We start from the raw sequence: 26,960 nt of genomic DNA, 5'->3' as shown, positions 1-26,960 counted from the left end.
AATTGCCCAAGACATCAAGCATGGCAATGGCCCAGCGCCGCGACGGTCTTGCGCAGGCGCTCGACGTTGTCGCCGAAGGGCGAGACCACCGACAGCAGCCGCGACGGCGAGGTGGCGCCGAGGCTCTGGCGAAACACCGCCGCCAGGGTGCCCGACGGACTGAGGTCGACATAGATGGCGCCGCCCTGCTTCTCCAGCGTCAGCAGGGTCTGCTGGACGTTCATCCGCTGGCGGACGATGCGCCACGAAAGATCGGGCGTCGCCGGTCCGATGACGCCGCCGGTGCAACAGGACCACACCGGCCAGAAGGCCGCTTCCCGCCGCTGCTGGCCGAACGCGCCGCGCCAGGCATCCTCGGCGGCATCGATGAAGCGGGAATGGAAGGCGAACGGCACCGGCAGGCGCTGGAAGGCAGCCTCGCAGGCCGCCAGATCGGCCTCGATGGCCGGCAGATCCGCGGCCAGGGCCGACAGCACGAAATGGCCATCGGCGTTGACCCCGGCCACCTCGCTGCGCGCGGCAAGCAGGGGGCGGCGGGCGTGGAGGTCGGGCGAGCCCAGGACGGCCACCATGCCGCCGGCCGGGCAGGTGCGCCGGAACAGGGCGGGCTGGTCGGCCACCGCACACAGGGACGCCTCGAAGGACGTCATGCCGGCCACGCTCTGGGCGACGGTTTCGCCCAGGCTGGCCCCCAGCAGCATGTCGGGGCGCAGGCCATGATGCAGGAGCGTTTTGGCCAGCGCGTATTGCACCAGGAACAGGGCGGGGTGGCTGGCCTCCAGGCGGTCGAAGGGGGTGGCCGGCCGGCGGCCTTCCCCATAGAGCTCGGCCAGGATCGAAAATCCGTGCCGTTGGGCGACGATGGCGTCGCCCGATCGCATCCAGTGGCAAAAGACGTCGTCCTCCGCCATCAGATCGGCGGCCATTCCGTAATATTGCGATCCCTGGCCGGCGAAGCAGAAAAGGACGGGCAGGGGCGGGGAGGCGGCTCGCTGGGGATAGCCCGTCACTTTGGCTTGTCCCGCCGGGCCAGGGCATCGTCGAGAAGGGCGACGCACGCCTCGAGGTTGGGATGACGCAGGATGGAATGGTGGTCTCCGGGCACCGTGCGCAGCGTCATGCCGCCCCGGGCCAGCGCACCCCAGCCGCAGGTCTCGTCGTCGAGCGCGACGTCGGCCGCGCGCACCAGCGTCATCCCGACGTCGCAGGGGGCCGGGTCATAGGCCAGCAGCGCGGCGTTGTGGGCGCCGTAAAGGTCATGCAGGCGGCGCAGCCGGCCGGCATCGCCGGCGTCGAATTGCCCGGCCAGCGCGGGCAAGGCCAGAAGGGTTCCCGCCATGTCCTGGCCCTCAGGAATCGGCGGCGGGTCGGCGATGCCAAGAACGTCGCGGGCGAAGGCGCGGGTCAGCGAATGGCCGTTTCCGTCGCCCTCCGTCAAGGCGTCGAAGCGGCGCAGCAGCGCGGGGGTGTAGCTTTCGATCAGGCACAGCAGGGCGACGTCCTCGCCGCCCTGGCGCAGCTGGCGGGCCATTTCGAAGGCCAGCACGCCGCCCAGCGACCAGCCACCCAGGGAATAGGGGCCGTGCGGCTGAACCTGGCGTAGCGCCTGGATGTAGCGGCCGGCCATCCGCGGCAGGTCGGCGGCGGCGATCGCGGCGGCCGGATCGTCCGCCCCCGGCGCCTGCAGGCCGTAGATGGCGATCGGCGTGGCGAGCCGGCGGGCCAGATCGACATAGCAGGAAACCGTCCCCGCCGCCGCATGCGCCAGGAACAGCGGCGGCTTCGCGGCGCCGGAAGGATCGGACAGGCGCAGCGGCACCAGCACCTCGTCCCGGCCGGCCGGCGTGGCCGGGCCGCCGTCCGTCACCTGACGGCGCAGAACCCGCGCCTGCTCGGCGATGGTCTGGGCGGCCAGGAAGTCGCGGGCCGAAGGCCGATAATGGAAGGTCCGCTCGATGTCGGAGAGCAGACGGACCCACAGCAGGGAATGGCCGCCGCAGGCCAGGAAGTCGTCGTGGATGCCGATGGAGGCGGGCTCGCGCCCCAGCACCCGGGACCACATCCGCAGCAGGCGCTCCTCCATCTCGTCGCGGGGCGTGTCGCCGCTCTCGCCGTGGGGCCGCGCCTCGGGCAGGGCGGCGCGGTCCAGCTTGCCGCCGGCGGTGAAGGGCAAGGCATGCAGGCGGACAAAGGCGGCGGGCAGCATGTGGGGGGGCAGGCGGGCCGCCGCGTAGGCGCGCAAGGCATCCTCGTCGATGCTTTCCGATTCGGAGACCACATAGGCGACGAGCACCTGGCCGCCACTGGTGTCGACCCGGGGCACCACGGCCGTCTCGCGCAGGCCGAAGGCGCGCAGCACGCTCTCCACTTCGCTCAGCTCGACCCGGAAGCCGCGGATCTTGACCTGGTGATCGACACGTCCATGAAAGGCGATGATTCCCTTGCCCCCAGGCACGAACGCCGCCATGTCGCCGGTCCGGTACAGCCGCGGCGCCGGCTTGCCCGACGGCGGTTCGACAAAGCGTTCCAAGGTCAGGTCGGGGCGGCGGTGATAGCCGAGCGCCAAACGGTCCCCGCCGATATGGAGTTCGCCGATGATCCCCTCGGGAACCGGGTTGCCGTCGCGATCCAGGATGTAGGCCCGGGTGCCGGGCAACGGACGGCCGATGGGAACCGTCCCAACCGGCAGGGTGGTGTCCACCTCGTGGGTCAGGCAGGTGATGGTCGCTTCGGTCGGGCCATAGGCGTTCAACAGCCGCGTACCGGCCAGCGGGCTCTCCTGCCACAGGCGCACGGTGTCGGGAGGCAGTGCCTCGCCGCCGACGATGCACAGGCGCAGGGAGGGCGGCGGCAAGGCGGCCACGCCTTTCCAGGCCAGCAGGATTTCGCGCAGATAGGCTGGCGGCAAATCGGCCACGGTCACGCGATGGTCGGTCAGGGTGCGGCGAAGGTGATCGGCGGTCCAGACGGCGTCGGTACGCATCAGCAGCCGGGCCCCGGCGGCCAGCGTCGGCAGAATCTGCTCCAGGGCGGTGTCGACCACGTGGGGGGCGAATTGCAGGACGACGTCGTCGGCGCTGAGGCCGTAATGATGGATGACCACGTGGGCATGGTCGGCGATCGCGCGGTGCGACACCAGCACGCCCTTGGGGCTGCCGGTCGAACCCGACGTGTAGATCATATAGGCGGGGTCGTCCGGCGCCGGCCGGGTTTTGAGGGCGTCGGCGGAACGCTTGGCGATGGCCGCGCCATCCCGGCTCAAATCGACGACGGCTGGCAGTTCCGCCAGTTCTCCCAGGCGCCCGACCAAACTGCCGTTGGTGACGATGACCTTGGCGCCGCTGTCGGCCAGCATGGAGGATTGCCGGCGGGCCGGAGCGTCGCCGTCCAGCGGGATCCAGACGGCGCCGGCGGTCATCGTCGCCAACAGGGCGACGATGCTGTCGGTGCAGCGATCCAGCAGAACCGCGACGGCGTCGCCGGGGCGCACGCCGCACCCACGGAGATGCCGAGCCAGGCGGTTGGCGCGGCGGACCAGCCGGCGATAGCTCAGGCTGTCGTGATCGGCCACGACCGCGACGGCATCGGGGTGGTCCTTGGCCTGGCTGGCAATCCACTGCGGCAACAGCCCGTCGCGGCGAGGCAAGGCGGGAGGCTTGGCCCAGGGTCCGAGCAGACGCCGGCGCTCACCGGCCGCCATCATGTCGAGGTCGCGGACAAGAGAGCCGGGCCGGGCGCAGATGGCCGTAGCGAGCCGAGCGAAGCGGTCCAGCAGGCGGTCGATGGTGGCGTCGTCGAAACGGGCCCCGTCGAAGCCCGCGACCAGGCGCAGGACGCCTTCGTCTTCGTACACCTCGATGCCGAACGGACAGTCGCCCTCCTGGCTCAGTTCTGGCAGGAAGGTGGCTTGGCCCGCCTTCGCCGGCAGTGCCAGGGAAGCATCGATGGGAAAGTTCTGATAGGCGAAGCTGACCTGATAAGGCGGTTCGCCGGAAAGCGAGCGGCCGAGGTTGCGGGCGATGGCGGCGAAGGGGTATTCGCCGTGGTCCAGGCCGTCGATCATCCGCCGGTGGACGTCGCGCAGCACCGTCTCGGCAACCATGTCCCCGGAAACGGTCGCGCGCAGCGCCAGCATGTTGACGAAGTAACCCACCGAGCGTTCGAACCGGCGTTCGGGCCGGCGCAGGGTGGGCACCCCGATCAGCATGTCTTCCTGGCCGGTGTGGCGGTAGAGCAGGATAGCCATCACGCCCAGCAACAACGACGCCGGCGTGATGCCCAGTGCGGCGGCAGTCCGTTTCGCCGCCTGGGCGAGGGGGGCGTCCAGCACGCGCTCCAGGCTGCGGCCGTCGATGGCTTCGCCCGGCTGGGCAGGGCGGTCGGTGGGCAGGTGGACCACCGGCAACTCGCCGTCCAGCTGGTTTCGCCAATAGGCGCGCTGCTTCTCACCCGCCGGGGAATCCATGAACCGGCGTTCCCAGGCGGCGAACCGGGCGAAATCGGCCTGCTCGGGGGGCGGCGGCGCTTCGCGGCCTTGCGCGAAGCGGCCATAGGCGTCCCACAACGCCGCTGCCGTCACCGCAGCCGAGGCCCCGTCGAACACCATGTGGTGAACGGTCAGCAGCAGAATTTCCTGGCTGTCGCCCAGGGCGCCGCCATGCAGCAATTCGAAGCGGGATGGCGCCGCCGCACGAAGATCGAACGGTTGCGCCGCCCGCTGGCGGGCGAAGACCAGCGGGTCCATGCCCTTGGGGACCTCGATCCGGTCCAGCGGCTGCGCCACCGGCAAGGCCTCCAGCGACGGTTCGGGCCCGTCCTCGACCACACGGGCGGTCAGCACGGGAAAGGCCTCCAACAGCCAGCGGCAAGCGCGGCCCAAGGCCTCGTGATCGATGTCGCTGACGCGGAATGCCAGCGGCACGTTGTAAACGCTGGAGCGGGGATAGAGCGATTGCACCACCCATAGCCCCTTCTGTCCCTCGGTCATGGGCACGCGCCAGTGTCCGGATGGGTTCTCCGGCTCTGCAGGGCCGGCACGAACCGGGACCGTGGACTGTAACGCCGCCACCCGGCCGGCCAGCAGGCTGGGGGTGGGATATTGCTCGAAATCGCCCCGCGCAAGGCTGACCCCACTGGCCTCCTCGATGGCGTAGCCCAAGCGCAGGGCGATCATGGAATCGAGGCCGAGCGTCGCGAAGGAGGCTGTCGGCGCCAGGGTGTCAGCGGCCACGCCCAGTTCGCCGGCCAGGACGCCGACGATCAGGTCGCGCAGGGCGGTTGCATCCGCAGCGGGCGCGAGGGTGGCGTCGGCCGCTGCGGCCTGGGGCAACCAATGGCGCTCGCGGGCGAACGGATAGCCGGGCAGGACCAGCGCTGGACCGGTTTCCTCCGGCCCGGGTTCGGGCAGGACGTCGGTCGGGTCGCCGGGGTGGGCGGCCTCCAGCCTGGCGATCAGATCGTCGCGGTTGCTGGCGATAATCTCGATAGCGTGCTCCATGGCCTCGCGGCCTTGGATCAGGGTGTGGGACAGCCGGCTGAGCGACAGGTCCGGAGTCCGGCGAACAAAATCGGCCAACCGCGAGCGCAGCTCCGCCAGTTGGTCGGGCGTGCGCGCGGACAACGGGAAGCGGCGGCGACGTTGGGTTTCGGCCACGGCGGGAACGGCCGGCGCTTCCTCCAGGATCAGATGGACGTTGGAGCCGCCGGCGCCGAACGAACTGACGGTCGCGCGTCGCGGCGAGGCCTGGCCATCCACCACCGTCACCGGCCAGTCGGCCGCCTGCCATTGCGGGCGGAAGGGGGTGGCATCGAAGTCGATGGCGCGGTTGGCCTGGTCGGGCTTGAGCGAGGGCACCAGCCGCCGGTGCTGCAATTGGAGCAGCACCTTGGTCAGCTGGGCCATGCCCGAGGCGGCCTCGGCGTGGCCCATGTTGGACTTCACCGAGCCGATGGAACAGGCGCCGTCCTCGACGCCGAAGGCGCGGAAGGCGCGGGTCAGGGCCCGTATCTCGATGGCGTCGCCCAGGTGGGCACCGCTGGCTGCGGCCTCGACATACCCGATGGTGCGGGCATCGACTTTGGACTTGCGCAGGTTGTCCTCGATCAGCCACGCCTGGGCCTCGGCGCTCGGCACGCCGAAGCCGGCCGAATGACCGCCATGATTGGCCGCGCTGCCCTTGATGACGGCGATCACCAGATCGCCGTCGCGCATCGCGTCGGCCAGTGGCTTCAACAGCACCGCCCCCACCCCTTCGGCCGGCAGGTAACCGTCGCCCTCGGCGAAGCTGCGGCTGCCGGGATGGCTGGCCACCAGCCCGGTGCGGCTGAGGCCGATGTACTTGGCCGGAAGCAGCGACAAGTTGACGCCGCCGGCGATGGCCAGCCGGCATTCCCCCATCCGCAGGCTCTGGCAGGCCTGATGCACCGCTTGCAATCCGGACGAGCACATGCTGTCGACGGCGACGCTGGGGCCTTGCAGGTCGAAGAAGAACGACACCCGATTGGCGATGCCGGAATAGGAATTCAGGAGCAGCAGCGATTTGCTCTCGGCGTCGGTGTCCAGCGCCCCGTAATGCTGGTACATGGCGCCGACGAACACCCCGACCTTGGCGCCGTAATGGTCGCGCAGCTTGGCGCGGGTGTGGCCGGCGCGCTCCAGCAGATGCCAGGTGGCTTGCAGGAACAGCCGCTCCTGCGGATCGGCCAGATCGGCGGCGCGCGGCGAATAGCCGAAGAACTCGGCATCGAAGCCATCGACGTCGCTCAGGAATCCGCCCCATTTGCAGTGGCTGGCGCCGGGCTTGCCCTTGGCCTCGGAATACTGCGGGTCCCAGCGTTCCGGCGGCACTTCGGTGACGCAGTCGCGCCCCTGTTCCAGCACCGTCCAGAAGTCCTCGATGGTGTCGGCGCCGGGGTAGCGCCCGGCTACCGCGATCACCGCGACGTCGCCCTCGACGCCCGATGGTCCCGGTGCCGGTTGGGCCGCAGGCGCCGTGTACGTGGCGGCAAGCGCGTCGGCGAGCTGGGCAATGGTGGGATGCTCGAACAGGATGGTCGCGGGCAGCGGGCCGACCCGGCGTTCCAGGGCGGCGACGATCTCCATCGCCGAGACCGAATCGACGCCGAAGCGGTCGATCGGCGCGTCAGGGGCCAAGCGGTCGGCGGGGATTTTCAAAACCTCGGAGAAGCAGGCGGTGACCAGAGCGGCCGTCGGCTTCGGCCTCTCCGTCTCCGGCTTCGTTTTCGAAGCGGGTGCCGGCGCTTCGGGCGTGGCCGCCTGCAACGCCTTACGTATGCGGTCGTGGTCGCCGTCCAGCACGAGGATTTCGTCCTCGTCCTTAAGGGCCAGGGCGGCTGCCAGGGCGGCGAGGGCGGGACCGTCTTCCAGCGGGCGGACGCCCACGTACCGGTCCATGCCGGCGATGGCTTCGTCGGACATTTTCATGCCGCCGTCCCGCCAATAGGGCCAGTCGATGGCGAGCGTGCGTCCCCGTCGTTCGCCTAGCGCCACCAGGCGGTTGCGGTGGGCGGCGAAGGCGTCGAGCCAGGCGTTGGCGGAGGCGTAGTCGGCCTGTCCGGGATTTCCCAACGCGCCCGTAGCCGAGGCGAACAGCACCATCATGTCGAGGTCCAGTTCGGCCGTGGCGGCGTCGAGAGCGAGGGCTCCGGCCACCTTGGGCACCATGACTGCCCGCAGATCGGCCTCGTTCTTGCGCACCAGGAGCATGTCGCGGGTTACCCCGACCCCGTGCAGGACGCCATCCAGCCGGCCATGCGTGGCCCGGATCTCGGCCACCAGCGCGGCCACCGCCGCGCGGTCGGCCACGTCGACCTGGCGATAGGTCACCTGGGCGTCGATCGCGTCGAGCCGCTGCCGCGCTTCGGCCGACAACGGCGAGCGTCCAACCAGCCACAGGGACGGGCGGCGGGCGGCGGCGGCGATGCCGGCACACACATGTCGGCCGACGCCTCCGGCGCCGCCGGTAATCAGATAGACGCCGCCATCCTTCCAGGGCGACGGGGCGGCGGGAGAGCTCAGTTCCTGCCATTGCCGCACCAGCCGCCGGCCGCTGTCGTGACGGATTTCGGCGTCGGTCTGCGCCGCCGCCTGGTCGGCCGCCAGCAGGGCGGCGACGTCGCCGTCGCGATAGTCCAGCGCCACCATCTGGCACAGCACGCCCGGCCGCTCCTGGCGGGCGACGCGCAGCATGCCGGCCAGGCCTTCCAGCAGGTTTGCCTGACCGCTCAGCGGTACCACCACCTGGACGATGGCGGCATCCGGACGGTCCCTGAACAGATCCTGCAACAGCCTAAGCAGCCGCGCGGCATGGCCGATGAAGTCGTCGCCTTCCCAGACTGCCACCTCGGCCGGGGCGAGGGCGTCGGCAAGCCGGGAAGCCAGCTCGGGCGGCGGCGCGCACAATACCACCAGCCGCCGCCCCGTGGCGGCCTCTCCGCCGGCCGCCTTGTCGCGCCAGCGCGGGGCGAACAGCAGCGGCAGCGCGACGGCCGCCGGGGCCTGCTTCGACGCCTCGCCGCCCGGTACCCAGAAGCGTTCGCGGGCAAACGGATAGGCCGGCAGGCCAATGCGGGGAGGCCGGGACTGGCCGGCATGCAGGGCGGACCAATCCACTCTGGCGCCATCGGCCCACGCCGCCGCCATAGCATCCGCATCGCCGGAGGAAAGGGAAGGCTTGCCGCGTCCCGCCCGACCTTGATGGATGCCGGGTCCGCCGGAGGCCCCGCCCAGCACCTTGTCGAGGGCGGCCATCAAAGGGGCGCGGCCGTCGGCGACGACCGCCAGGCGTTCCTCGAACGCCTCGCGTCCGCTTTGCAGGGTGTGGGCGACAGCCGCCATGTCGGACTCGCAGAGGCCGTCCAGGGATCGGCGGAAACGGGAAACCATCTTGAGCAGCCGCTCGGGATCGCGGGCCGACAGGGGATAGACGTGGCGCCGGGGTGGTGTCGCGGGCGGCGGTGGCGCGACGTATTCCTCGAGGATCAGATGGGCGTTGGCGCCGCCGGCGCCGAACGAGGACAGCCCGGCGATCCGCGGCCCTTCGCGCCCGTCCACCGTTGGGCGGCGCCATTCGGCCGACCGCTGCTGCACCACGAAGGGCGTGGAGGCGAAGTCGATGCCGGGGTTGAGCGTTTCCGAGTGCAGCGACGGGACCAGCCGGCGATGGCGGAACTGCAACAGGACCTTGGACAGCCCGGCCATGCCGGCCGCGCTTTCGCAATGGCCGATGTTGGATTTCACCGAGCCGATGGCGCAAAAGCCGGTGTCGCCGGTATGGGCGCCATAGGCCTTGGCGAGCGCGGCGATCTCGATGGGATCGCCGAGGCTGGTGCCGGTGCCGTGGGCCTCGACATAGCTGACCATGCGCGCCGAAACGCCCGCGGCGTCCAGCGCCTTGCCGATGACGGCGGCCTGGGCGGCCGGGTTGGGCACGGTGTAGCCGTTGGTCTTGCCGCCGTGGTTCAGCGATGAGGAACGGATGACGCCGAGGATGCGGTCGCCGTCGGCTACCGCCTGCTCCAGGGGTTTCAGCAGGACGGCGCCGACGCCTTCGCCCGGCACATAACCGTCACCACCGCGGCCGAAGCTTTCGCAGCGGCCGTTGGACGACATGAAGCGGCCCTGGGCCAGCCCCAGGTACTTGTTGGGATGCAGGCTGAGGTTCACGCCGCCGGCCAGCGCCACCCGGCACGAGCCGCCGCGCAGGGCGTCGCAGGCCAGATGGATGGCCGACAGCGACGACGAGCACATGCTGTCGACCGCCAGGCTGGGACCGTGGAAACCGCAGAAATAGGACACCCGGTTGGCGATCGAGGCGGCGCTGCTCGACAAGGCCAGCGGCTGGCCGCTTGCGGTCCGTTCGGCGCCGTAAAGCTGGTATTCCTCGTACATCACGCCGACGAACACGCCGACGTCGGCGCCATCAAGCGGCGGCCGCGCGGGCGCGATGGTGGCGCGGGTATAGCCGGCATCCTCCAGCGTTTCCCAGGCACATTGCAGGAACAGGCGCTCCTGCGGGTCCATGTACTCGGCCTCGCGCGGCGAAATGTTGAAGAACAGCGGATCGAAGCGGTCGACGCCGTCGAGGAAGCCGCCCCACTTGCTGTTGGTCTTGCCGGGCCGGCCGGGGGTGGGGTCGTAATAGCGGCTGTGGTCCCAGCGGTCGCTGGGCACCTCGGTGATGCAGTCGCGCCCCTGTTCGAGGTTGCGCCAGAACTGATCGAGGTCGCCGGCGCCGGGATAGCGGCCGGCGAGGCCGATGATGGCGATGGGGGCGCCGGCCGCGGGCGGCCGTGTCGGGGCTTGGCGCCAGGTTTCCGGGGCGCTCGCCGGCGGGGCGGGTGGCTGGGGAGCGGCATCATCGAACAGCCGGCCGAGCGCCTCCGCGTGCGTCGACAGGAAATAGCCGGTCAGGGCCTGAAGCGTGCGGTATTCGAAGAACAGCGTCTTGGGCAGGGGGCCGAAGTCCCTTTCCAGCGCGTCGGTCAGGCGGGTGATCATCACCGAATCGATGCCGTAGGCCTCCAGTTCCGCCTCGGCTTCGATCTGCTCCACCGCCATCGCCGCCTCGCGGGCCACCAGGGCCGCCAGATGGCGGGAGGTGCTGGCCTCCAGGTCCTTGGCCAGGGCGGCTCGCTTGAGGACGCGAAGGGTGAAGCCACGGAACCGCACGCAGACCTGTCCATCGTCGTCGGCCAAGTCAAGGTCCAGCTTGTGGATGCCGGCGCCGCCGGGAACCTTCCGCAGATGGACCCACATGGCGTCGGTGGTGGGCGCCAGCACCTCGACCCGTTCCATGCCGAAGGGCAACGCCACATTGCCGTCGCCGTTTTCCTGGAAGAAGCCGATGGCGGCCTGGAACGCCCCATCGACCATGCTGGGATGGAGGGAGAACGACGATCCGGCCGCCGCCGCCGGCAGGCGCAGCCGCGCCAGCACCTCGCCCTCGCCGAGACGGACCTCCTCCATCGCCCGGAAAGCCGGGCCGTAGTCGAGGCCCAAGGCGGCATAGGTGGCATACAGCCGTTCCGTCGCCAGCCCCTTGGCGCAGCGCCGCCGCAGTCCGTCGAGGTCGATCCGCTGAAGTGCGGGATCGTCCAGGGGGCCGACGGTGCCGAGCACGTGGGGGAGGGAATCGATGCCGCCGCTCAACAGCCGGAAAACGCTGGCGCCGTTCTGGCCGGGAGCGAGCGGGATGGTCACCGATACACTGCCGGCGTCAAGCCGCAGCGGGTGCTGCCAGACGACCCGGCTGAGGGCTACCGGCGCGAAGGGGCAGCCGGCGGCAAAGGCCGCGCGCGCCAGTTCCAGCCCCATGGCGCCGGGAAGGATACGGGCGCCGCGCACCCGGTGGTCGCTAAGGTAGAACGCCTCGGCTTCGAGGTGGACGGTGTAATCGGCCGTCGCCGCGGCCGTGACGCCGGGCGCCGATCCGGCGAACGCCGCGTTGACGTGGTGGACATCGCGGGCGAATGGATAGGTCGGCAGCCGCAGCCGACGCCGGGGCGAGGCGTACAGGCGGGACCACTCCACCGTGTCGCCAGCCACCCAGCGAGCGGCGATGACGTCCGGCGTCGCATGAGGATCTACGGCGGGGCCCGACGCCTTGTGCCCGGCATCCAGCTTGCCGGTGGCGATGCCGGTCGCGTCGCCCGCCAGGAAGCAGTCCAGGCGGGCGCGCAACTGCGCCAACGAAGTCACCACCGTCGCCAGACGGTGCTTCATGGCGTCGCGGCCGACCTGAAGGGTGTAGGCCAGATTGGGTAAGTCTGCCTCGGCCAGCCGGCCGCCGGCGATGAAGGTCGACAGGGCGCGCGCCTGGTCCCTGAGCCTGTCGTCGTCGCGGGCCGACAACACGGCGATCACCGGACCGCCGTGCGGTGCCGGCGCCCCTGCGGCGGGCCATTCCTCCAGGATGACGTGGGCGTTGACGCCGCCGAAGCCGAAGCTGCTGACGCCCGCCCGAAGCGGCAAGGGCCGTCCGGCGGCATCGCGCACCGGCTGCCATGGCTGGGTTTCGCGGATGATGCGAAACGGGCTGTCCGACAGGTCGATGTAGGGGTTGATCTCGGCGCAATGCAGGCTGGGCGCCAGGGTGCGGTGCTGCATCTGCAACAGTACCTTGATGATCCCCGCCGCGCCGGCGGCCAGTTCGAGATGGCCGATGTTGGACTTCACCGACCCGAGGCCACAGCCGACGCCGCTCAGTTCCTCGGCCCCGGCGGGGGCGGCGCGGAAGGCGGCCTTGAGCGCGTTGATCTCCACCGGATCGCCGAGCGCCGTGCCGGTGCCGTGGGTTTCCACATAGCCGATGGTGCTGGGGTGGATGCCGGCGCGCACCTGGGCCTCGCGCAGCAGGTCGGCCTGGGCGGCGGTGTTGGGGGCGGTCAGCGAATTGGCGCGGCCGCCGTGGTTGACGGCGCTGGAGCGCACGATGGCCAGGATGGGGTCGCCGTCGCGCCGGGCCTCGGACAGGCGCTTCAGCACAACCATGCCCACGCCCTCGCCGCGCACGTAGCCGTTGGCCTCAGGCGAGAAGGTCTTGCAGCGGCCGTCGGGCGACAGCATCCCCGCCTTGGCGTAGGCGATGTGGGCCGCCGGGGTGACGATGGTGTTGACGCCGCCGGCCAGCGCCATGTCGCAGTCGCCGGCCCGCATCGACAGGATCGCCCGGTGGAGCGCGACCAGGGAACTGGAGCAGGCGGTTTCCACCGGCTCGCTCGGGCCATGCCAATCGAGGAAGTAGCTGATCCTGTTCGGACCCACCGACGGCACTGCGCCGGTGGCCGCATACCCTTCGGCCCCCGCATCGCCGCCGGGGATTTCGTGATATCCGCTGATGGTGGTGCCGACGAACAGGCCGACTTGGCGCCCCGCCAGGCTACGCGGGTCATGGCCGGAATCCTCGATGGCCTTCCACGCATGCATCATCAGCAGGCGCTGCTGCGGGTCCATCAGCTTGGCTTCGCGCGGGGATATGCCGAAGAACAGGGAATCGAACTCGAACACCCCGTCGATGAAGCCGCCCCAATGGATGTTGGTCTTGCCCTGTTCGGTTTTGGGGTCGCCGTCGAAGGCCTGCCAGTCCCAGCGATCGGCGGGAATGCGGGTGATGCAGTCGCGCCCCGCGCGCAGGTTGTCCCAGAAGGCGTCGCCGTCGAGGGCTCCGGGGAACCGGCAGCTGTAGCCGACGATAGCGACCGGATCGTCAAGCGCGGTCGACGCCGCGGCGGTGACGTGGGCGGGAGCGGTCGCCCGGACCAGAGCGGCGGGGACTGGGGCTTCCTGCCTCGGCGCGGGCGGAAGCGGGGCGGCTGGCGTCACGCTGCCGGCGATGTGGCCGGCCAGCCGGGACAGGGTGGCGAACTCGAAGAAGTCGGCGGGGGTCAAGGACAGGTTCAGCTCGGCGTTCACTTTGGTGGCGAAGCCGGTCATGGTGATGGAATCGAACCCGAACTCGCCCAGCTCCGCCTCGGGATCGAGCGCCGAGGGATCGACCTCCAGCACGCGGGCGGCAATGGCCGTCAGCATCGTCAGCGCATAGGCGGCCGGGTCCACCGTCCGTGGCGCATCGGCCTGCGCTACCGGAACGGGCATGGCCACAGGTCTTGGCTCGGGCGGCGGCGGGGTTGCGCCGTTGCCGATGTGGCCGGCCAGCCGGGACAAAGTGGCGAACTCGAAGAAGTCGGCGGGGGTCAGCGACAGGTTCAGTCCGTCGTTCACCTTGGTGGCGAAGCCGGTCATGGTGATGGAATCGAACCCGAACTCGCCCAGTTCCGCCTCGGGGTCGAGTGCCGAGGGATCGACCTCCAGCACGCGCGCCGCGATGGCCGTCAGCATCGTCAAGGTATCGGCCGCCGGGGTCGCCGGTTCCTCAATTGCGCTGTGGAACACGGGCTCGGGCGGCGGTTCGGGGACCTCCGGCGCGGCGGGCGCCAAGGCGGTGGGCGCGGGCTCGGCGCGCTTGACCCAGAAGCGGGTGGCGGCGAGGGGATAGCCGGGCAGGGCGACGCGACGCGGCCGGGCGGCGCCATAGAGCGCCGTCCAATCCACGGCGAAGCCCTTCGCCCACAGTTCCAACAGGCCGTCGGCGCGTCCGCGCAAGGCCAGCCCGGCGACGGCGCGGCGCAGTTCGCCGTCGCTTTCCAGCACCGAGATGGCGGCGCGATGGGTCTTGACCCGGCCCTGATGAAGGGCGGGGTCAAGGGTGCCGGCGACGAAGGCATCGAGCCTGACGATCGCCTCTTGGCGCGTGGCGGCGGCGAAGGCCAGCCGATGCTCCATGGCGTCGCGCGCCGTCTGAAGCGTGAAGGCGATGTCGGCCAGGGTGACGCCTTCGCGTTCCTCGGCGATGAAGGCGCGCAGGTTCCGCGCCATCTGGATCAGCGCGTCGGACGAATGCGCCGACAGCGCCATCAGGAATGGACCGGTGGCGGCCGGCGCCGCCGGAGCGGGATCGGGCAGGTATTCCTCGACCACCACATGGGCGTTGGCGCCGCCGAAGCCGTAGCTGCTGACGCCGGCCCGGCGGGGCAGCGGGTTGCCGGCGCCGTCCAGCGGCCGGGTCCACGGCCGGCCTTCGCGGATCACCTCGAACGGGCTGCCCGTCAGTTTCAGGTACGGATTCAATTGGTCGCAATGCAGGGTCTTGGCCAAGGTGCCGTGTTGCATCTGCAACAACACCTTGATCAGGCCGGCGATGCCGGCGGCAATTTCCAGATGGCCGACGTTGGATTTCACCGAGCCGATGCCGCACCGCATGGCCGGCGCCGGGCCGTACCTCTCTTCGGCGGAACGGGTCAGGTCGGCGAACGCGCTCGTCAGGGCCTCGACCTCGATGGGGTCGCCCAGCGGCGTGCCGGTGCCATGGGCCTCGATGTAGCTCACCGTGCGCGGATCGAAGCCGGCGCGTCCATAGATGGTGCGCAACAGGTCGGCCTGGGCCTTGGGATTAGGCGCGGTCAGCGAGCTGGAACGGCCGCCGTGGTTCTCGCCGCTGGCGCGGATCACCGCGATGATGCGGTCACCATCGCGGCGGGCGGCGGCGAGGTTCTTCAGGAACACCAGCCCGAGCCCTTCGGCGCGCGCGTAGCCATTGGCGGCGGCCGAGAACGGTTTGCAGCGGCCGTCGGGCGACAGCATCCCGGCCTTGTTCAAGCCAACGAAAGTGTCGGCCAGCAACAGCGCGCTGACCCCACCGGCAATGGCCGCCTCGCAATGGCCGAGGCGGATCGCCTCCACCGCCCGATGGACGGCGACCAGGGCGCTGGAACAGGCGGTTTCGACCGCCACGCTGGGACCATGCAGGTCGAAATGAAAGCTGATGCGGTTGGGGCCCAGCGACGGCGCCAGGCCGGTCATGGCGTAGCCTTCGATGGGCGTTCCCGACTGCTTGATCACTCGGCCGTAGGCGCTGTCGGCGATGCCGATGAAGACGCCGGTCGACGAGCCCGCCAGGCTGCGCGGGGCATAGCCGGCATCTTCCATCAGCCGCCACGCCTGGGTCAGCAGGAGGCGCTGTTGCGGGTCCATCATCCGCGCCTCGGGGGCGGACAGGCCGAAGAAGCCGGGGTCGAAACGGGCCATTTCATCGATGAAGCCGCCCCAGCGGACATTGCAGCGCCCGGGTTCGGTCTGCGGATCGCCCCAGATGGCCCGCCAATCCCAGCGGTCGGCGGGGATTTCGCGGATGCAGTCGCGACCCTGCTCCAGATTGCGCCAGAAGGCGTCCAGATCCTCGGCCAGGGGGAAGATGCCGCTCATGCCGGTGATGGCGATGGCGTCTTCGAGGGCTGGCGCCATGGGCCTCGCCATCGGCGCCGGGGCGGGGACGGGCGCCACAACGGCCGGAGCGGGCATCGGCGGGGCAGTGACCGGCGCGGGCTGCGATACGGCTGTCACCCCCAGGCGGGCGGCCAGGGCGGCGCCGTGAGCGGCGCCCAGGTGTCCGGCCAGTTCTTCAAGCGTCGGATGCTCGAAGAACACCGTCGGCGTCAGATCAAGATCGAACCGCTCGTTCAAAACATTAGCAAACTGCGTGAAGCCAATGGAATCGAAGCCGTATTCGGCTAATTCCGTGTCGGCCGCCAGATCGTTCACCGCCACCTTGAGCTGTTGCGCGGCAGCGGCCGTCAGCGCCGCCAGGATCTGTTCGTTCAAGCCGGACGAGGTGGCGGCGACGGGTGCCGCCTCAACCGGCGCCATGGCCGGCTCCGCCATCACGCGGCGGCGCACCTTCTCGGGGTCGCCTGCTGCCACCAGCAGGCGCGGCGCGTCGCCGTTCAAGGCACTGTAAAGCGCGGCCAGCCCATCGGCGGTTTGCAGCGGCACCAGGCCGGTGACGCGGGTCATCAGGGCCTGGCTTGCCGCATCCAGGGTCATGCCGCCTTCGGCCCATAGCGGCCAGGCGATGGATACGGTTCGCCCTTCGACCAATCCGGCGCGGCGGCGGACTTCGCGTGCGGCGGCGAAGCCGTCGAGGAATCCGTTGGCGGCGGCGTAGTCGGTCTGGCCCGTATTGCCGAGCGCGGCAGACAGCGACGAGAACAGCACGAAGAAATCGAGCGGCACGGCACCGATGGCGCGGTCCAGATTGAGCGCGCCGGCCACCTTGGGGGCCAGCACCGCCGTCAATTGCCCGGACGTCTTTTCGGCCAGGAGGCTGTCTCTCGTCACTCCGGCGGCATGGATCACCCCGTCGAGGCGGCCATGACGGCGACGGATCCCGGCCACCAGCGCGGCCGTGGCCACCGCGTCGGCCAGGTCGCACGCCTCGTATTCGACGGTACCCTGGCCGTCCAGCCACGCCCGGGCTTCGGCGGTCAACGGCGAACGGCCGGCAAGGACGACGACCGCCCCCGGGGCCGAGGCGCGAATGGCGAGGGTAAGCAGCCGGCCCAGCCCGCCCAACCCGCCGGTGATCAGGTAGACCTTGCCGTCCTGCCAGGGCGCCGGATGGGGGACAACGGCAACGGGCGCGAAGCCCTCCTGCCACAAGGCGCCATCCTCGACCCGCAGTTTGGCTCCGGCCGGGGCGGCAGCGGCTTGCGTCAGGATCGCCGCCAGGGCCGTGGGCGCCATTCCCGGAGGGACGATGACAACCTGCCCGGCCAAGGCGGGCCGCTCCAGCCCGGCGCTGCACAGCATGCCCACCATCCCAGCCAATGCCTCGCAATCGGGGCCGTCGGCCAGCACCAGTTGGATCAGTGTCAGAGAGGACGCCGCTTGCAGTTCCGCCAGAAGCCGATGCGCCAGCAGCCGGAACCGCTCCTCCAGCGGGAGCGCTTTGTCGCCTCCCGCAATGCGGCAACTCCAACCCGGAAGATGGGGCGCCAGCGCCGCCGGATCGGCCACGCCGTCGCACAGCAACGCCATCCGGACGGCGGTAGTGGCAACCGATCCCGTCGCCGGTCGATGCCAATGAGGAGCGAACATCTGCACCGAAGAATGGTCCGTCGCCGGCAGACGGGTGGCGAAGCCGCGCAGGCGCACCCGCACCTGTCCCACCGTGTCCATCAAATCCATATCGAGGGTACGCACGCGCGGCGCCGCCTCGGCCTGGGCGGCGGCGCGGACATGCACCCACATATCCGGCACGCATGGGCCGAGCACTTCGATCAAGTCCACGGAGAAGGGAAGGGCGGCGCCTTCCGAAGTCCCGCCGCCGGCGTTCAGGGTGACGCCGATGGCGGCCTGGAACGCGCCGTCCATCAAACTGGGATGCAGGGGATAGGCGTTCAGCGTGTCCGCCACGGTGGCCGGCAGGGCCAGATGGGCCAAGACCTGGGGGCGTCCCTGGGTGTCGCTGCCGGTGGACAAATGGGTAATGGCGCGATGCGCCGGGCCGTAATTCAGCCCCATGGCGCCGAAGGCGGCATACACCTGTTCGGCCGAGAAGGCTTGCGTATGGGCCGCCCGCAAGGCCGCGACGTCGGCCGCCGGCCCGGGTGACGCCGGGGTGTCGGCAAGGCGGAGCTGGGCGTGAAGGCGCCGGGGACCATCGGCGGGTAGGCTGGCGATTTCGATCTGCCGGACGACGCCGCTGGCGTCGCGGTTCAGCGTCACCTCGACGCTCAGCGGCGCCGCGACCATCATCGGCTGAATCCACACCACATTGCGCAGGGCCGTGACATTCAGGCCGGCGCGGGCGGCGACGGCGCGGGCCAACTCCAGATAGGCGACGCCGGGCAACACCGGCTGATCGCCCAAGCGATGGTCGGCCAAAAAGAACTCATCGCCCTTGAGCTCAACCAGGTAACGATCGGGGCCGCCTGGACGGAGCGTGAAGCCCTGCGGGGCCACACGGGCGGCGGTTGCCGCCGAGGTGGGCAGCCAGAACCGCTTGCGGATGAAGGGAGTGGTCGGCAAAGCCAGACGATGACGGCGGGTCTTGGCATACAGCCGGCCCCAGTCCACGGTCCCGCCGGTCGCCCAGTAGGCGGCGATCTCGGTCGCCGGCCGCCCGGCCGGGTCGACTGCCGGGCCATCTCCACGGCACTGCTTGGCCACGCCATGGGCGAAGGCCGCGCCACCACCAGCGAGGAAGCCATCCATCTGCCGCACCAGTTCGGCACCATCGTGAACGACGAAGGCGACGCGGGTACGCCGGGCGTCGCGGCCAACCTGCAGGGTGAAGGCGAGATCGTCCAGATCGGCTCCGTCGACCCGGGAGCGCAGATCGGCCACCGCCTGGCGCAACCCGTCTTCGGTGCGGGCCGAGACCGGCACCACCAGCGGGCGCGGGCCGGGTACGGGGAAAGGGCCGGCGGGAGCACGATACTCCTCGATCACCACATGGACGTTGGTGCCGCCGGCCCCGAACGAGCTGAGCCCGGCGCGCCGGGGCGCTTCGATGCCGTCGACGACCGGCCGGACCCACGGCCGCGCCTCGTTCAGCAGGAAGAACGGGCTGCCGGCCAGATCGATCAGCGGGTTTGGTTCCTCGCAGTGCAGCGAGCGGTACTGGATGCCGTGGCGCATCGCCAGCAGCACCTTGACCAGCCCGGCGATGCCGGCGGCGGTTTCGGTATGGCCGATGTTCGATTTCACCGATCCCAGGCCGCAATGGGGCGCGGTCGGCGGCTCCAGGCCATGGTCGCGGTACAGTTGGGCGAAGGCGGTCTTCAGCGCCTCGACCTCCGCCGGATCGCCCAGCGAGGTGCCGGTGCCGTGACATTCGATCATGGTCACGGTGCGCGGATCGATGCCCGCATGGCGGTAGGCGTCGACGATCAGGCGGGCTTGCGACCGAGGATTGGGGGCGGTCAGCGAGGTGGCCGCGCCGCCATGGTGCTCCGCCCAGCCACGGATCAGGCCCAGGATGGTGTCGCCGTCGCGTTCGGCCAGATCCAGGCGCTTGAGCAGCACCGCGCCGACCCCGTCGGAACGGGCGTAACCGTCGGCCTGGCTCCCAAAGGACCGGCAGCGCCCGCCGGGCGACAGCATGCCCACCTGCGAGAACAGGATATGCTGATCCGGCGTCAACATCAGGTTCGAACCGCCGGCGATGGCCATGCTGCAGCCATCCTGGCGGATGCTCGTGATGGCGCGGAGCAGGGCAACCAGCGAACTCGAGCAGGCGGTGTCGACGACCTGGCTGGGGCCGTGGATGTCGAGCAGGAAGGACAGCCGGTTGGGGCAAAACGCGTGTCCCAGGCCGGTCATCTGCTGGGCTTCCATGATGCCGGCGCGATTGACCATGTTGACGTAGTCGAGCAGGTTGATGCCCAGGAACAGGCCGATCTTTTCTCCGCTCAGCGAGCCCGGCGCATGACCGGCCCGCTCGATCAGCGTCCACACGCATTCGATGAACAGCCGGTGTTGCGGATCCATCAGTTCCGCTTCGCGCGGCGAGATGTTGAAAAAGGCCGCGTCGAACAGGTCGTGACCGGGGACGAAGCCACCGTACTTCACGTTGGTGAAGGGGCCCTTGCGCGGATCGCCGTCGACGGAATGCCAGTCCCAGCGGTCGGCGGGAATCTCTTCGATGCAGTCGTTGCCTCGGCGCAGATGGGCTTCGAGCGTCTCCAGATCCGGGCTTTGCGGGAATTTGCCGGCCATGGCGATGACGGCGATGGGGCAATCGGTCATCGCGGGTTCGCGGGACACGGCGGATTTGGGGCGACGCATCGCGCGGTGGCGGGCCAGCCACGCCGGCACGTCGTCGGCGGTGGCCTTGGTGGGGGTCATGGGCGCCGCCGCCGGTGGAGCCAGCTCGGCTTGGGCCGCCGCCTTTGCATAGTGGGCGGCGATGGGCTTGGCGTAACGCTCGCCCAGGATGCGGGCCAGATCGTTGAGGTGGCGGGCCTCGAAGAAGGTGGTGGGCGCCACCGAGATGCCAAAGACGCGGGAGATCTTCACCATCACTTCGGTGATGGCGATCGAATCGACGCCGAAGTTGGCCAAATTCTCGGTGGGGTCCAACTGCTCGGCCGGAATGCGCAGGGCGTCGGCGGCGATGCCCAGCACATCGGCTTCCAAGCGCTCCCGCAGGCCGGGGATCGCCGCCTCGGACGGCTGGGCGGCGGCCGGGGCCGATGGCGCCTCGGCCGGGCCGATGCCGGCCATCAGCTCCTGATCCAGCAGGCGGCTCATGGCGGCATCGAGATCGGGGGTGGGCTTGTCGGTCATCGCGCCACCACGGCAACGTCGTCTTCCTGGGCCAGCATGTCGCGATAGTGGCGCATGTGGCCCAGCAGCTTCCACAAATCGGCCTCCCACAGGTGGCGGTAGGATTTGACGAATTGATCCTGCCCGAGGTCGGGCCGGTCCACCTTCTTGGCGGCCAGGAACGCCTCGAGGCCGGGCGTGCGGCCGGCCAGCGCGCGGGCGTAATTGAGCACGAACAGTCCCTGGGTCTTCAGGCCGTCGCCCAGACCGGCGGCGGAATTGATGAAGCCCATGAACAGCAGGTTGTCGTGGTTGCGCGGCGTGGAATGCAAAAACAGGTCGGGAATGCCCGATTTCCATTCCAGCAGCGTGCTGTCGAGGAAGGGAAAGTCGCGGCGATAGCCGGTGGCGTAAAGGATGAGGTCGATGTCCGCCGCCGAGCCATCCTTGAACGTGACCGTCCTGCCGGCGAAGGACGCGATGTCGCCCTTGGGGACGATATCGCCGTGGCCGATGTGATAGAGGATCAGCGAGTTCATCACCGGATGCGCCCCGTCCAACGGATAGTCCGGGCGAGGCAGGCCGTAATCGGCGCCGTCATAGCCGGCCAGCCGGAACACCTGGGCGATGTAGGCCTGGGTCTCCTGCTTCGTCTTGAACTTGGCTCCCAGTTCCATCATCCATTGCGGCGTCGGCTTTCCGGCGATGAACTTCGGCTGGTAGTAATAGCCGCGCCGCGTGCTGTGGTAGACGGCGGACGCCGCATGCACGGCGTCGACGGCAAAGTCGCAGCCGGAATTGCCGCCGCCCACCACCAGCACCCGCTTGCCGCGCACCTGGTCCAGGCCCTTGTAGTCGCGGGAATGCAGCACCTCGCCGGTGAAGGTGCCGGGATAGGCGGGGTCGGGATAGCGGGGTTCGCGGTGCAGCCCGGTGCACACCACCACCAGCGAATACACCCCGTCATGCCCGGCGCCGCTGGTCAGCCGCCAGCCGCTGCCTTCGGGCGTCAGGCGGGAGATGGGGGCGTTGAAGCGGGCGCGGTCGTAGAGCCCGAAATGGCTGGCGTAGGAGCGGATGTAGCGCAGCATCAGGCGATGGTTGGGATAGACCGGATAGTCGTCCGGCATCGGGAAATCCGGCACCTGGGTATTGAACTTGGGGGAAATCAGGTGCAGCGACTCATAGGTGCGGCCGCAGGCGGCCTCGCTGTTCCAGACGCCGCCGAAATCGGATGCGGCCTCGTAGAGGTCGAAATCGATGCCGCCCTCGGCCAATTCGCGGCCGACGCCGATCCCGGTCGGGCCGCCGCCGATGACGGCGACTTTGAATGCCTTGCTCATGATTCCAGGCCTTCCCCTACGAGGATTTCCGCCAACTCTGTGAAATGCGCCGTCCTCAGGCCATCCAGACACAGGCGCGCGACGCCCTGATCGTCCAGCACGGCAATGTTGGGATGGGTTTCACCCGGACGGGTCCAAACGCGGACAATAAATTCCGGCGGCACGGGACCGGCGGTCAGCGCCCGGTCCATCGCCAGCGGGAAGGGCAGCGGCCCGCCCTCGGCCCGCCAGCCGTTGGCGCGGAAGGCAGTCAGCCGCCACGCCGCGTCGAGAACCAGGGGATCGAAACCGGCGCCATCGCCTGAATGCACGACGCGGGCCATCAGGTCGTCGCCCTGGCGCCAGACCTCGCGCACCTGGGCGGCCTCGGGAGCCGCCGGGCCGGAATGGGCGTCGCAGCCGGCGGCGAAGCGGCGGAAGGCGTCGCTGGTGCCGACGCGGGAGGGCGAAGCGTCGGGGGCGATCAGGTCAAGCGGCATCGCCGCCTCGTCCCCGGTCAGGATTTCGCCCACGTGGCAGGGCGTCGCCTCCTCGCCATCCGCCGCCACCCGATAGAGCAGGCCTTCGCTGTCGGCCTCGATCGTAACGTCCAACTGGCGCGGCTTGCCGTTCACCCGCATCGGCGCCCCCCACACCAGATGCCGGAGGCCCAGCACCGGCCGTCCGGTCGCCCGTTCGGCGGCGGCGCGGGCCAGTTCGGGCAGGAACAGCCCCAGCACCACCCGTTCGGTGCCGGTGGCGTGGCTGGTGACGAAGGGCTCGTCGCCCTGGATCGGGACCGAGAACCGCGCCGGGCCGGGACGCGCGTCCAACAGCGGGTGGGACCGCGCCGGCGTTTGCGGGGCTATCGCCGCGGCCTCGGCCGGCGGCGTCACCCAATGGCGGTCGCGGCTGAACGGATAGCCGGGCAGATGCAGGCGGCGCGCCGCCGGGGACGCACGCCAGTCCACCGACATGCCCTTGGCCCACAGCTCGGCCACCTTGGCGAGCTTGCCGCCATCCGCCGAGGCAAGCCACTTGGCAGCCAGCGCGCGGGCGTCATCGTCCTGCTCGAACAAGGCGATGGCGTCGGCATCGCCCGTGGAGAGGGTAATGCCGGCCAGGGGCTGTCCGGCGTCCAACGACTCCAGGGCGCGCAGCAGCCCGTCGCGGTCATCAAAGACGAAGGCCAACCGCACACCATGGACCTTGCGGCCGACCTGCAACGTGTGGGCGAGTTCGCCGAGGTCGATTTCGGCATGGGCGGCGATGAACCGCTCCATCGCGCCGGCATACTCCATCAGCCGATCCCGGGTTCTGGCCGACAGCACGAAGATCCAAGGCCCCGGCCGGCTGACGGCGGCCGGCCGCTCATGGCTTTCGACCACCACGTGGGCGTTGGTGCCGGAGAACCCGAAGGCGCTGACGGCGGCCCGGCGCGGGCCGCCCGTCGGCCGCGACCATGGCCGCAGGGCGGTGTTGACGGTGAACGGCGTGCCATCCAGCGAGATGTGCTCGTTCATCTGTACGAAATTGATGGAAGGCGGCAGTTCGCCCCTCTCCACCGCCAGCATGGCCTTGATCGCCCCGGCCACCCCGGCGGCGGCCAGCAGATGGCCGACGTTGCTTTTCACCGAACCCAGCGCGCAGGTGCCGGGGCGATCGCCCAGCCCGGCGAAGGCATCGCTCAGTCCCTCGATCTCGATGGGATCGCCCAACGGCGTGCCGGTGCCGTGCGCCTCGATCAGGCCGATGCTGGCGGGCTCGATGCCGAAGCGGCCGTAAACGTCTTTCATCAGCCGGGTCTGGGCTTGCGGGTTGGGCGCCGTGATGCCGTTGGTGCGGCCGTCCTGGTTGACGCCCCAGCCGCGGATCACCGCGTGGATGGGATCGCCGTCGCGTTCGGCATCTTCGAGGCGCTTCAGCAGCAGGACGCCGGCGCCTTCCCCCGGAACGAAGCCGTTGGCGCGGTCGTCGAACGTGAAGCAGCGGCCGTCCGCAGACAGCATGCCGACCTTGGAGGTGTCGATGAACATGCCGGGCCCGATCAGGACGCACACGCCGCCCGCCAGCGCCAGGTCGCTGTCGCCCACCAGCAGGCTGTTGCACGCTTCGGCGATGGCCACCAGCGAGCTGGAGCAGGCCGTATCGAGCGAAATGCAGGGGCCGCGCAAGTCCAGCAAATGGGCAATGCGCGCCGCCAGGATCGAGCCGGAGGTGCCGAGCAGGCTGTAGGCATTGTGTTCGTCGATCAGGTCGCCGTAGCCGCTGGAGCCGGCCCCGACGAAGACGCCGCAACGGCTGCCGGCCAGGGCCGTCGGATCGAGGGCGGCGTCCTCGAAGGCCTGCCACGCATGCTGCAGGAACAGCCGCTGCTGCGGGTCCATCAACTCGGCTTCGCGCGGCGTGATGTTGAAGAACGGCGCGTCGAAGCGGTCCACGTCGTCGATGGCGCCCATCCACCGGCAATAGGACGTGCCGGGATGCAGGGGGTCGGGATGGAAATACGTCGCCACGTCCCAGCGATCGCCGGGGACCTCGTCGATGCAGTCGCGACCCGAGCGGATGTTGCCCCAGAACGCTTCCAGGTCCGGCGCCTTCGGGAACCGCCCCGAGGCGCCGATGATGGCCACGGCATCGGCGGCGGAACGCGCGGTGCGGGCCGGCCGGACAACAGGTTCCGGGCGGACGGGCGACGGTTGGACGACGGCAACGACCGGTACCAGTGGTGCCGGCGGCGGCGTTTCCGCCGCCGGGACGGGCAGCAGTCCGGCCACGTGGTCGACCAGGGCACCGACGGTGGGGTGGGCGTAGACCGCCGTGGCCGGCAATTCCACCTTCAACAGGGCGTTGAGCCGGCGTATCCAGGTCACCGCCAGGATGGAATCGAGGCCCAGTTCAAGAAATCCGGCGCCGTCGCGAATGTCGTCGACGGCGATCATCAGATCCTCGGCCAATGAATCGATCACCGCCTTGCGGACCGGGCCACGGCCGGCTGGGGCTGCGGAGGCGGCGGCGACGGCCGATGGGACGGGCGGGAACATCTGCTCGATCCTTTCCTGCACCCGGGGATTGCCGACGAAAGTCTTTTCGTGCATCGCCAGTTCGCGGGCGAAAACGGCATCCAGCCGATCCACGATGGGGCGGTTGGCCTGAGCCTTGATGGCGATCAAGCGCTCGCGCGGCTGGCGGGCCAGCCCATGGGCCAGCGCCAGCGCGGCCGGTAGGACTTGCGACGCCGGTAGCACGCGCAAATTCGGGCTCCGTCCGGCCAACTCGCGGCCGCGGTATTCGCGGGCGGTAAACAACACCTCGCGCCCCAGGTCGTCGCCCAGGCGAAGCGGGAAGATCAGGGTCGCTCCGGCGCCGGGGGTGAAGCCGTACCACAGGTAATTGCTGTGATAGACCCCCTCGGCTGCCGCCAGCGCCCGGTCGCAGAACATGCCCAGCGACCAGCCGGCGCCGATGGCATGGCCCTGCATGGCGGCGATCACCGGCAGCGGGCAATCCAGCGGCAGGCTGTAGATCTTGCGGTCGGTAAAGCGGGCCGTCCCCTGTTGCAGCGCCTGCAAGCCGTCGCGCGTGCCGCCGCTGGCGAAATAGCCATCGAAGCCGGTCAGCACCACCACCTTGGCGCCTTCCAGCCGGCCGACGGCGGCAAAGGCCTCACCCAGGCCGTCCATGAACGGCTCGGTGAACGAGTTCTTGTGCTGGCGTTCGACCATGCGCAGCACCACGACACCGTCATCGTAAGTCTCGATGGTCATGCACGAGGCGGCCAGGGGGATGTCGCGGGCGATGGTGGCGGCGACGGGTGGCGCCGCTTCGGCCTCGGCCCATAGCGCCTCAAACTCCGGCGCCGGGGGCTCGGGCAGACGGTCGGGCTGGCGCATGGTCCGTTTCAGTTCCACCAGCGCCAAGTGCGGCGCCTGGGCGATCTGGCGGGCCAACGCCAAGGCGGCGGCTTCCACCTGCGAAGCCGGGCTGCGCAGCATGCCCGGGCGTTGCCCCTCGAAACGCACGCCTTCGGCCAGCACCGCAAAATCGGCGGCAAGCACGGTCTTGAGCCCGGCACCCGAGGCCGCCTCCGCCAGCGCCGCCACCACCGGCACCGGACAGGCGAGCAGCGCGGACCCGTCGCCACTTCCCTCGGCGCCATCCCAACTCCCGGCCGTCGAAACCACCACCGCCCGAATGGAATCCTCCACCGCCACGGCGCCCAGTTCCTCGGCCAGCCGGCGCTCCGGCGCGGCGCCCCAGCGGCCCGACAGGCGCAGATGACGCACACCGTCGGCATCGGGCGGCCGGCTTAGCTCGCCGGTTAGCGCGGATGGCTCCAGCGGCGCCAAGATCACGCGGCCGGCCGGGGGCTGGGCCGCGAAGGGCCCGGCGAGCCGGACGGGATCGGCCAGCCGAAGCGGCACTGCCTTCGGCTTTTCAAACGGCCCGTCCGGCGCGGCCGGGGTATCGACCCAATAGCGGCCGGCGGCAAGCGGCGTGGTCGGCAAGGGCACCCGCCGGCCGCCGGGGACCCGGATTTTGCCCGACAGCGACGCGCCGCGCAGATACATTTCCGCCATCCCGTCGAGGCTTGGTGACGCCCCCGACGGCTCCTCAATGCGTTTGTCATCGACCTCGGCCGCCTTGACGCCGCTGGCATGATCGCCGGCCAGCCAGCGGCGCAAGCGGGTAGCCAGTTCGGCCAGATCGCCGGCGATCACCGCCAGCCGGTGGGCCAGGTGACGCCGCCCCGCCAGCAGCGTGAAGGCGACATCGGCAGGATGCAGGGAGGGGGTGGACTCAAGGTGGCCGGCCAGGCGTTCCGCCTGCTCGCGCAGCTGGTCGGCGTTACGGGCGCTGAGGATGAACAGGTGCGGGCCGACATCGTCGGGCCGGGCGGGCTGCGCCGGGGCCTCTTCGACCACCAGGTGGGCGTTGGTGCCGGAAAATCCGAACGAGCTGATGGCGGCGCGGCGCCGTCCGGCCGGCCCAACGGGCCACGCCGCCGGCTG

General features: G+C 70.1%; 4 protein-coding genes (1 of these 4 running past the window's edge). All 4 read right to left on the bottom strand.

Annotated features, from left to right (window positions below; genetic code table 11):
* Positions 1–14: 14 nt before the first annotated feature.
* Tightly spaced (each overlapping or abutting the next), the 4 genes in view from ODR01_RS05070 to ODR01_RS05055 form a layout consistent with a single transcriptional unit that may run on beyond the window.
* On the bottom strand, positions 15–1,010 hold the full coding sequence (locus tag ODR01_RS05070) for an acyltransferase domain-containing protein (RefSeq protein ID WP_316976522.1): 996 nt from the start codon (positions 1,008–1,010) through the stop codon (positions 15–17).
* Positions 1,007–20,647: a non-ribosomal peptide synthetase gene (locus ODR01_RS05065; protein ID WP_316976521.1), complete on the bottom strand. Its 19,641-nt coding sequence runs from the start codon at positions 20,645–20,647 to the stop codon at positions 1,007–1,009. The genes ODR01_RS05070 and ODR01_RS05065 overlap by 4 nt, the downstream gene beginning before the upstream one ends.
* Positions 20,644–21,969, bottom strand: a complete 1,326-nt coding sequence (locus ODR01_RS05060) for a flavin-containing monooxygenase (protein WP_316976520.1) — start codon at positions 21,967–21,969, stop codon at positions 20,644–20,646. Before ODR01_RS05060 ends, ODR01_RS05065 begins: the two co-directional genes overlap by 4 nt.
* Positions 21,966–26,960: the 3' end of an SDR family NAD(P)-dependent oxidoreductase gene (locus ODR01_RS05055; protein ID WP_316976519.1), read on the bottom strand. Its footprint extends 14,901 nt past the window's final position; only the last 4,995 of its 19,896 coding nucleotides appear in the window; its start codon lies beyond the right edge, outside the window — the gene reads right to left on this strand; it ends in the stop codon at positions 21,966–21,968. The genes ODR01_RS05060 and ODR01_RS05055 overlap by 4 nt, the downstream gene beginning before the upstream one ends.

It is taken from the genome of Shumkonia mesophila (genome assembly GCF_026163695.1).
Lineage (GTDB): Bacteria > Pseudomonadota > Alphaproteobacteria > Rhodospirillales > Shumkoniaceae > Shumkonia > Shumkonia mesophila.
Note: the sequence above shows the minus strand (reverse complement) of the source record. Positions and strands in the feature narration are given on the sequence as shown.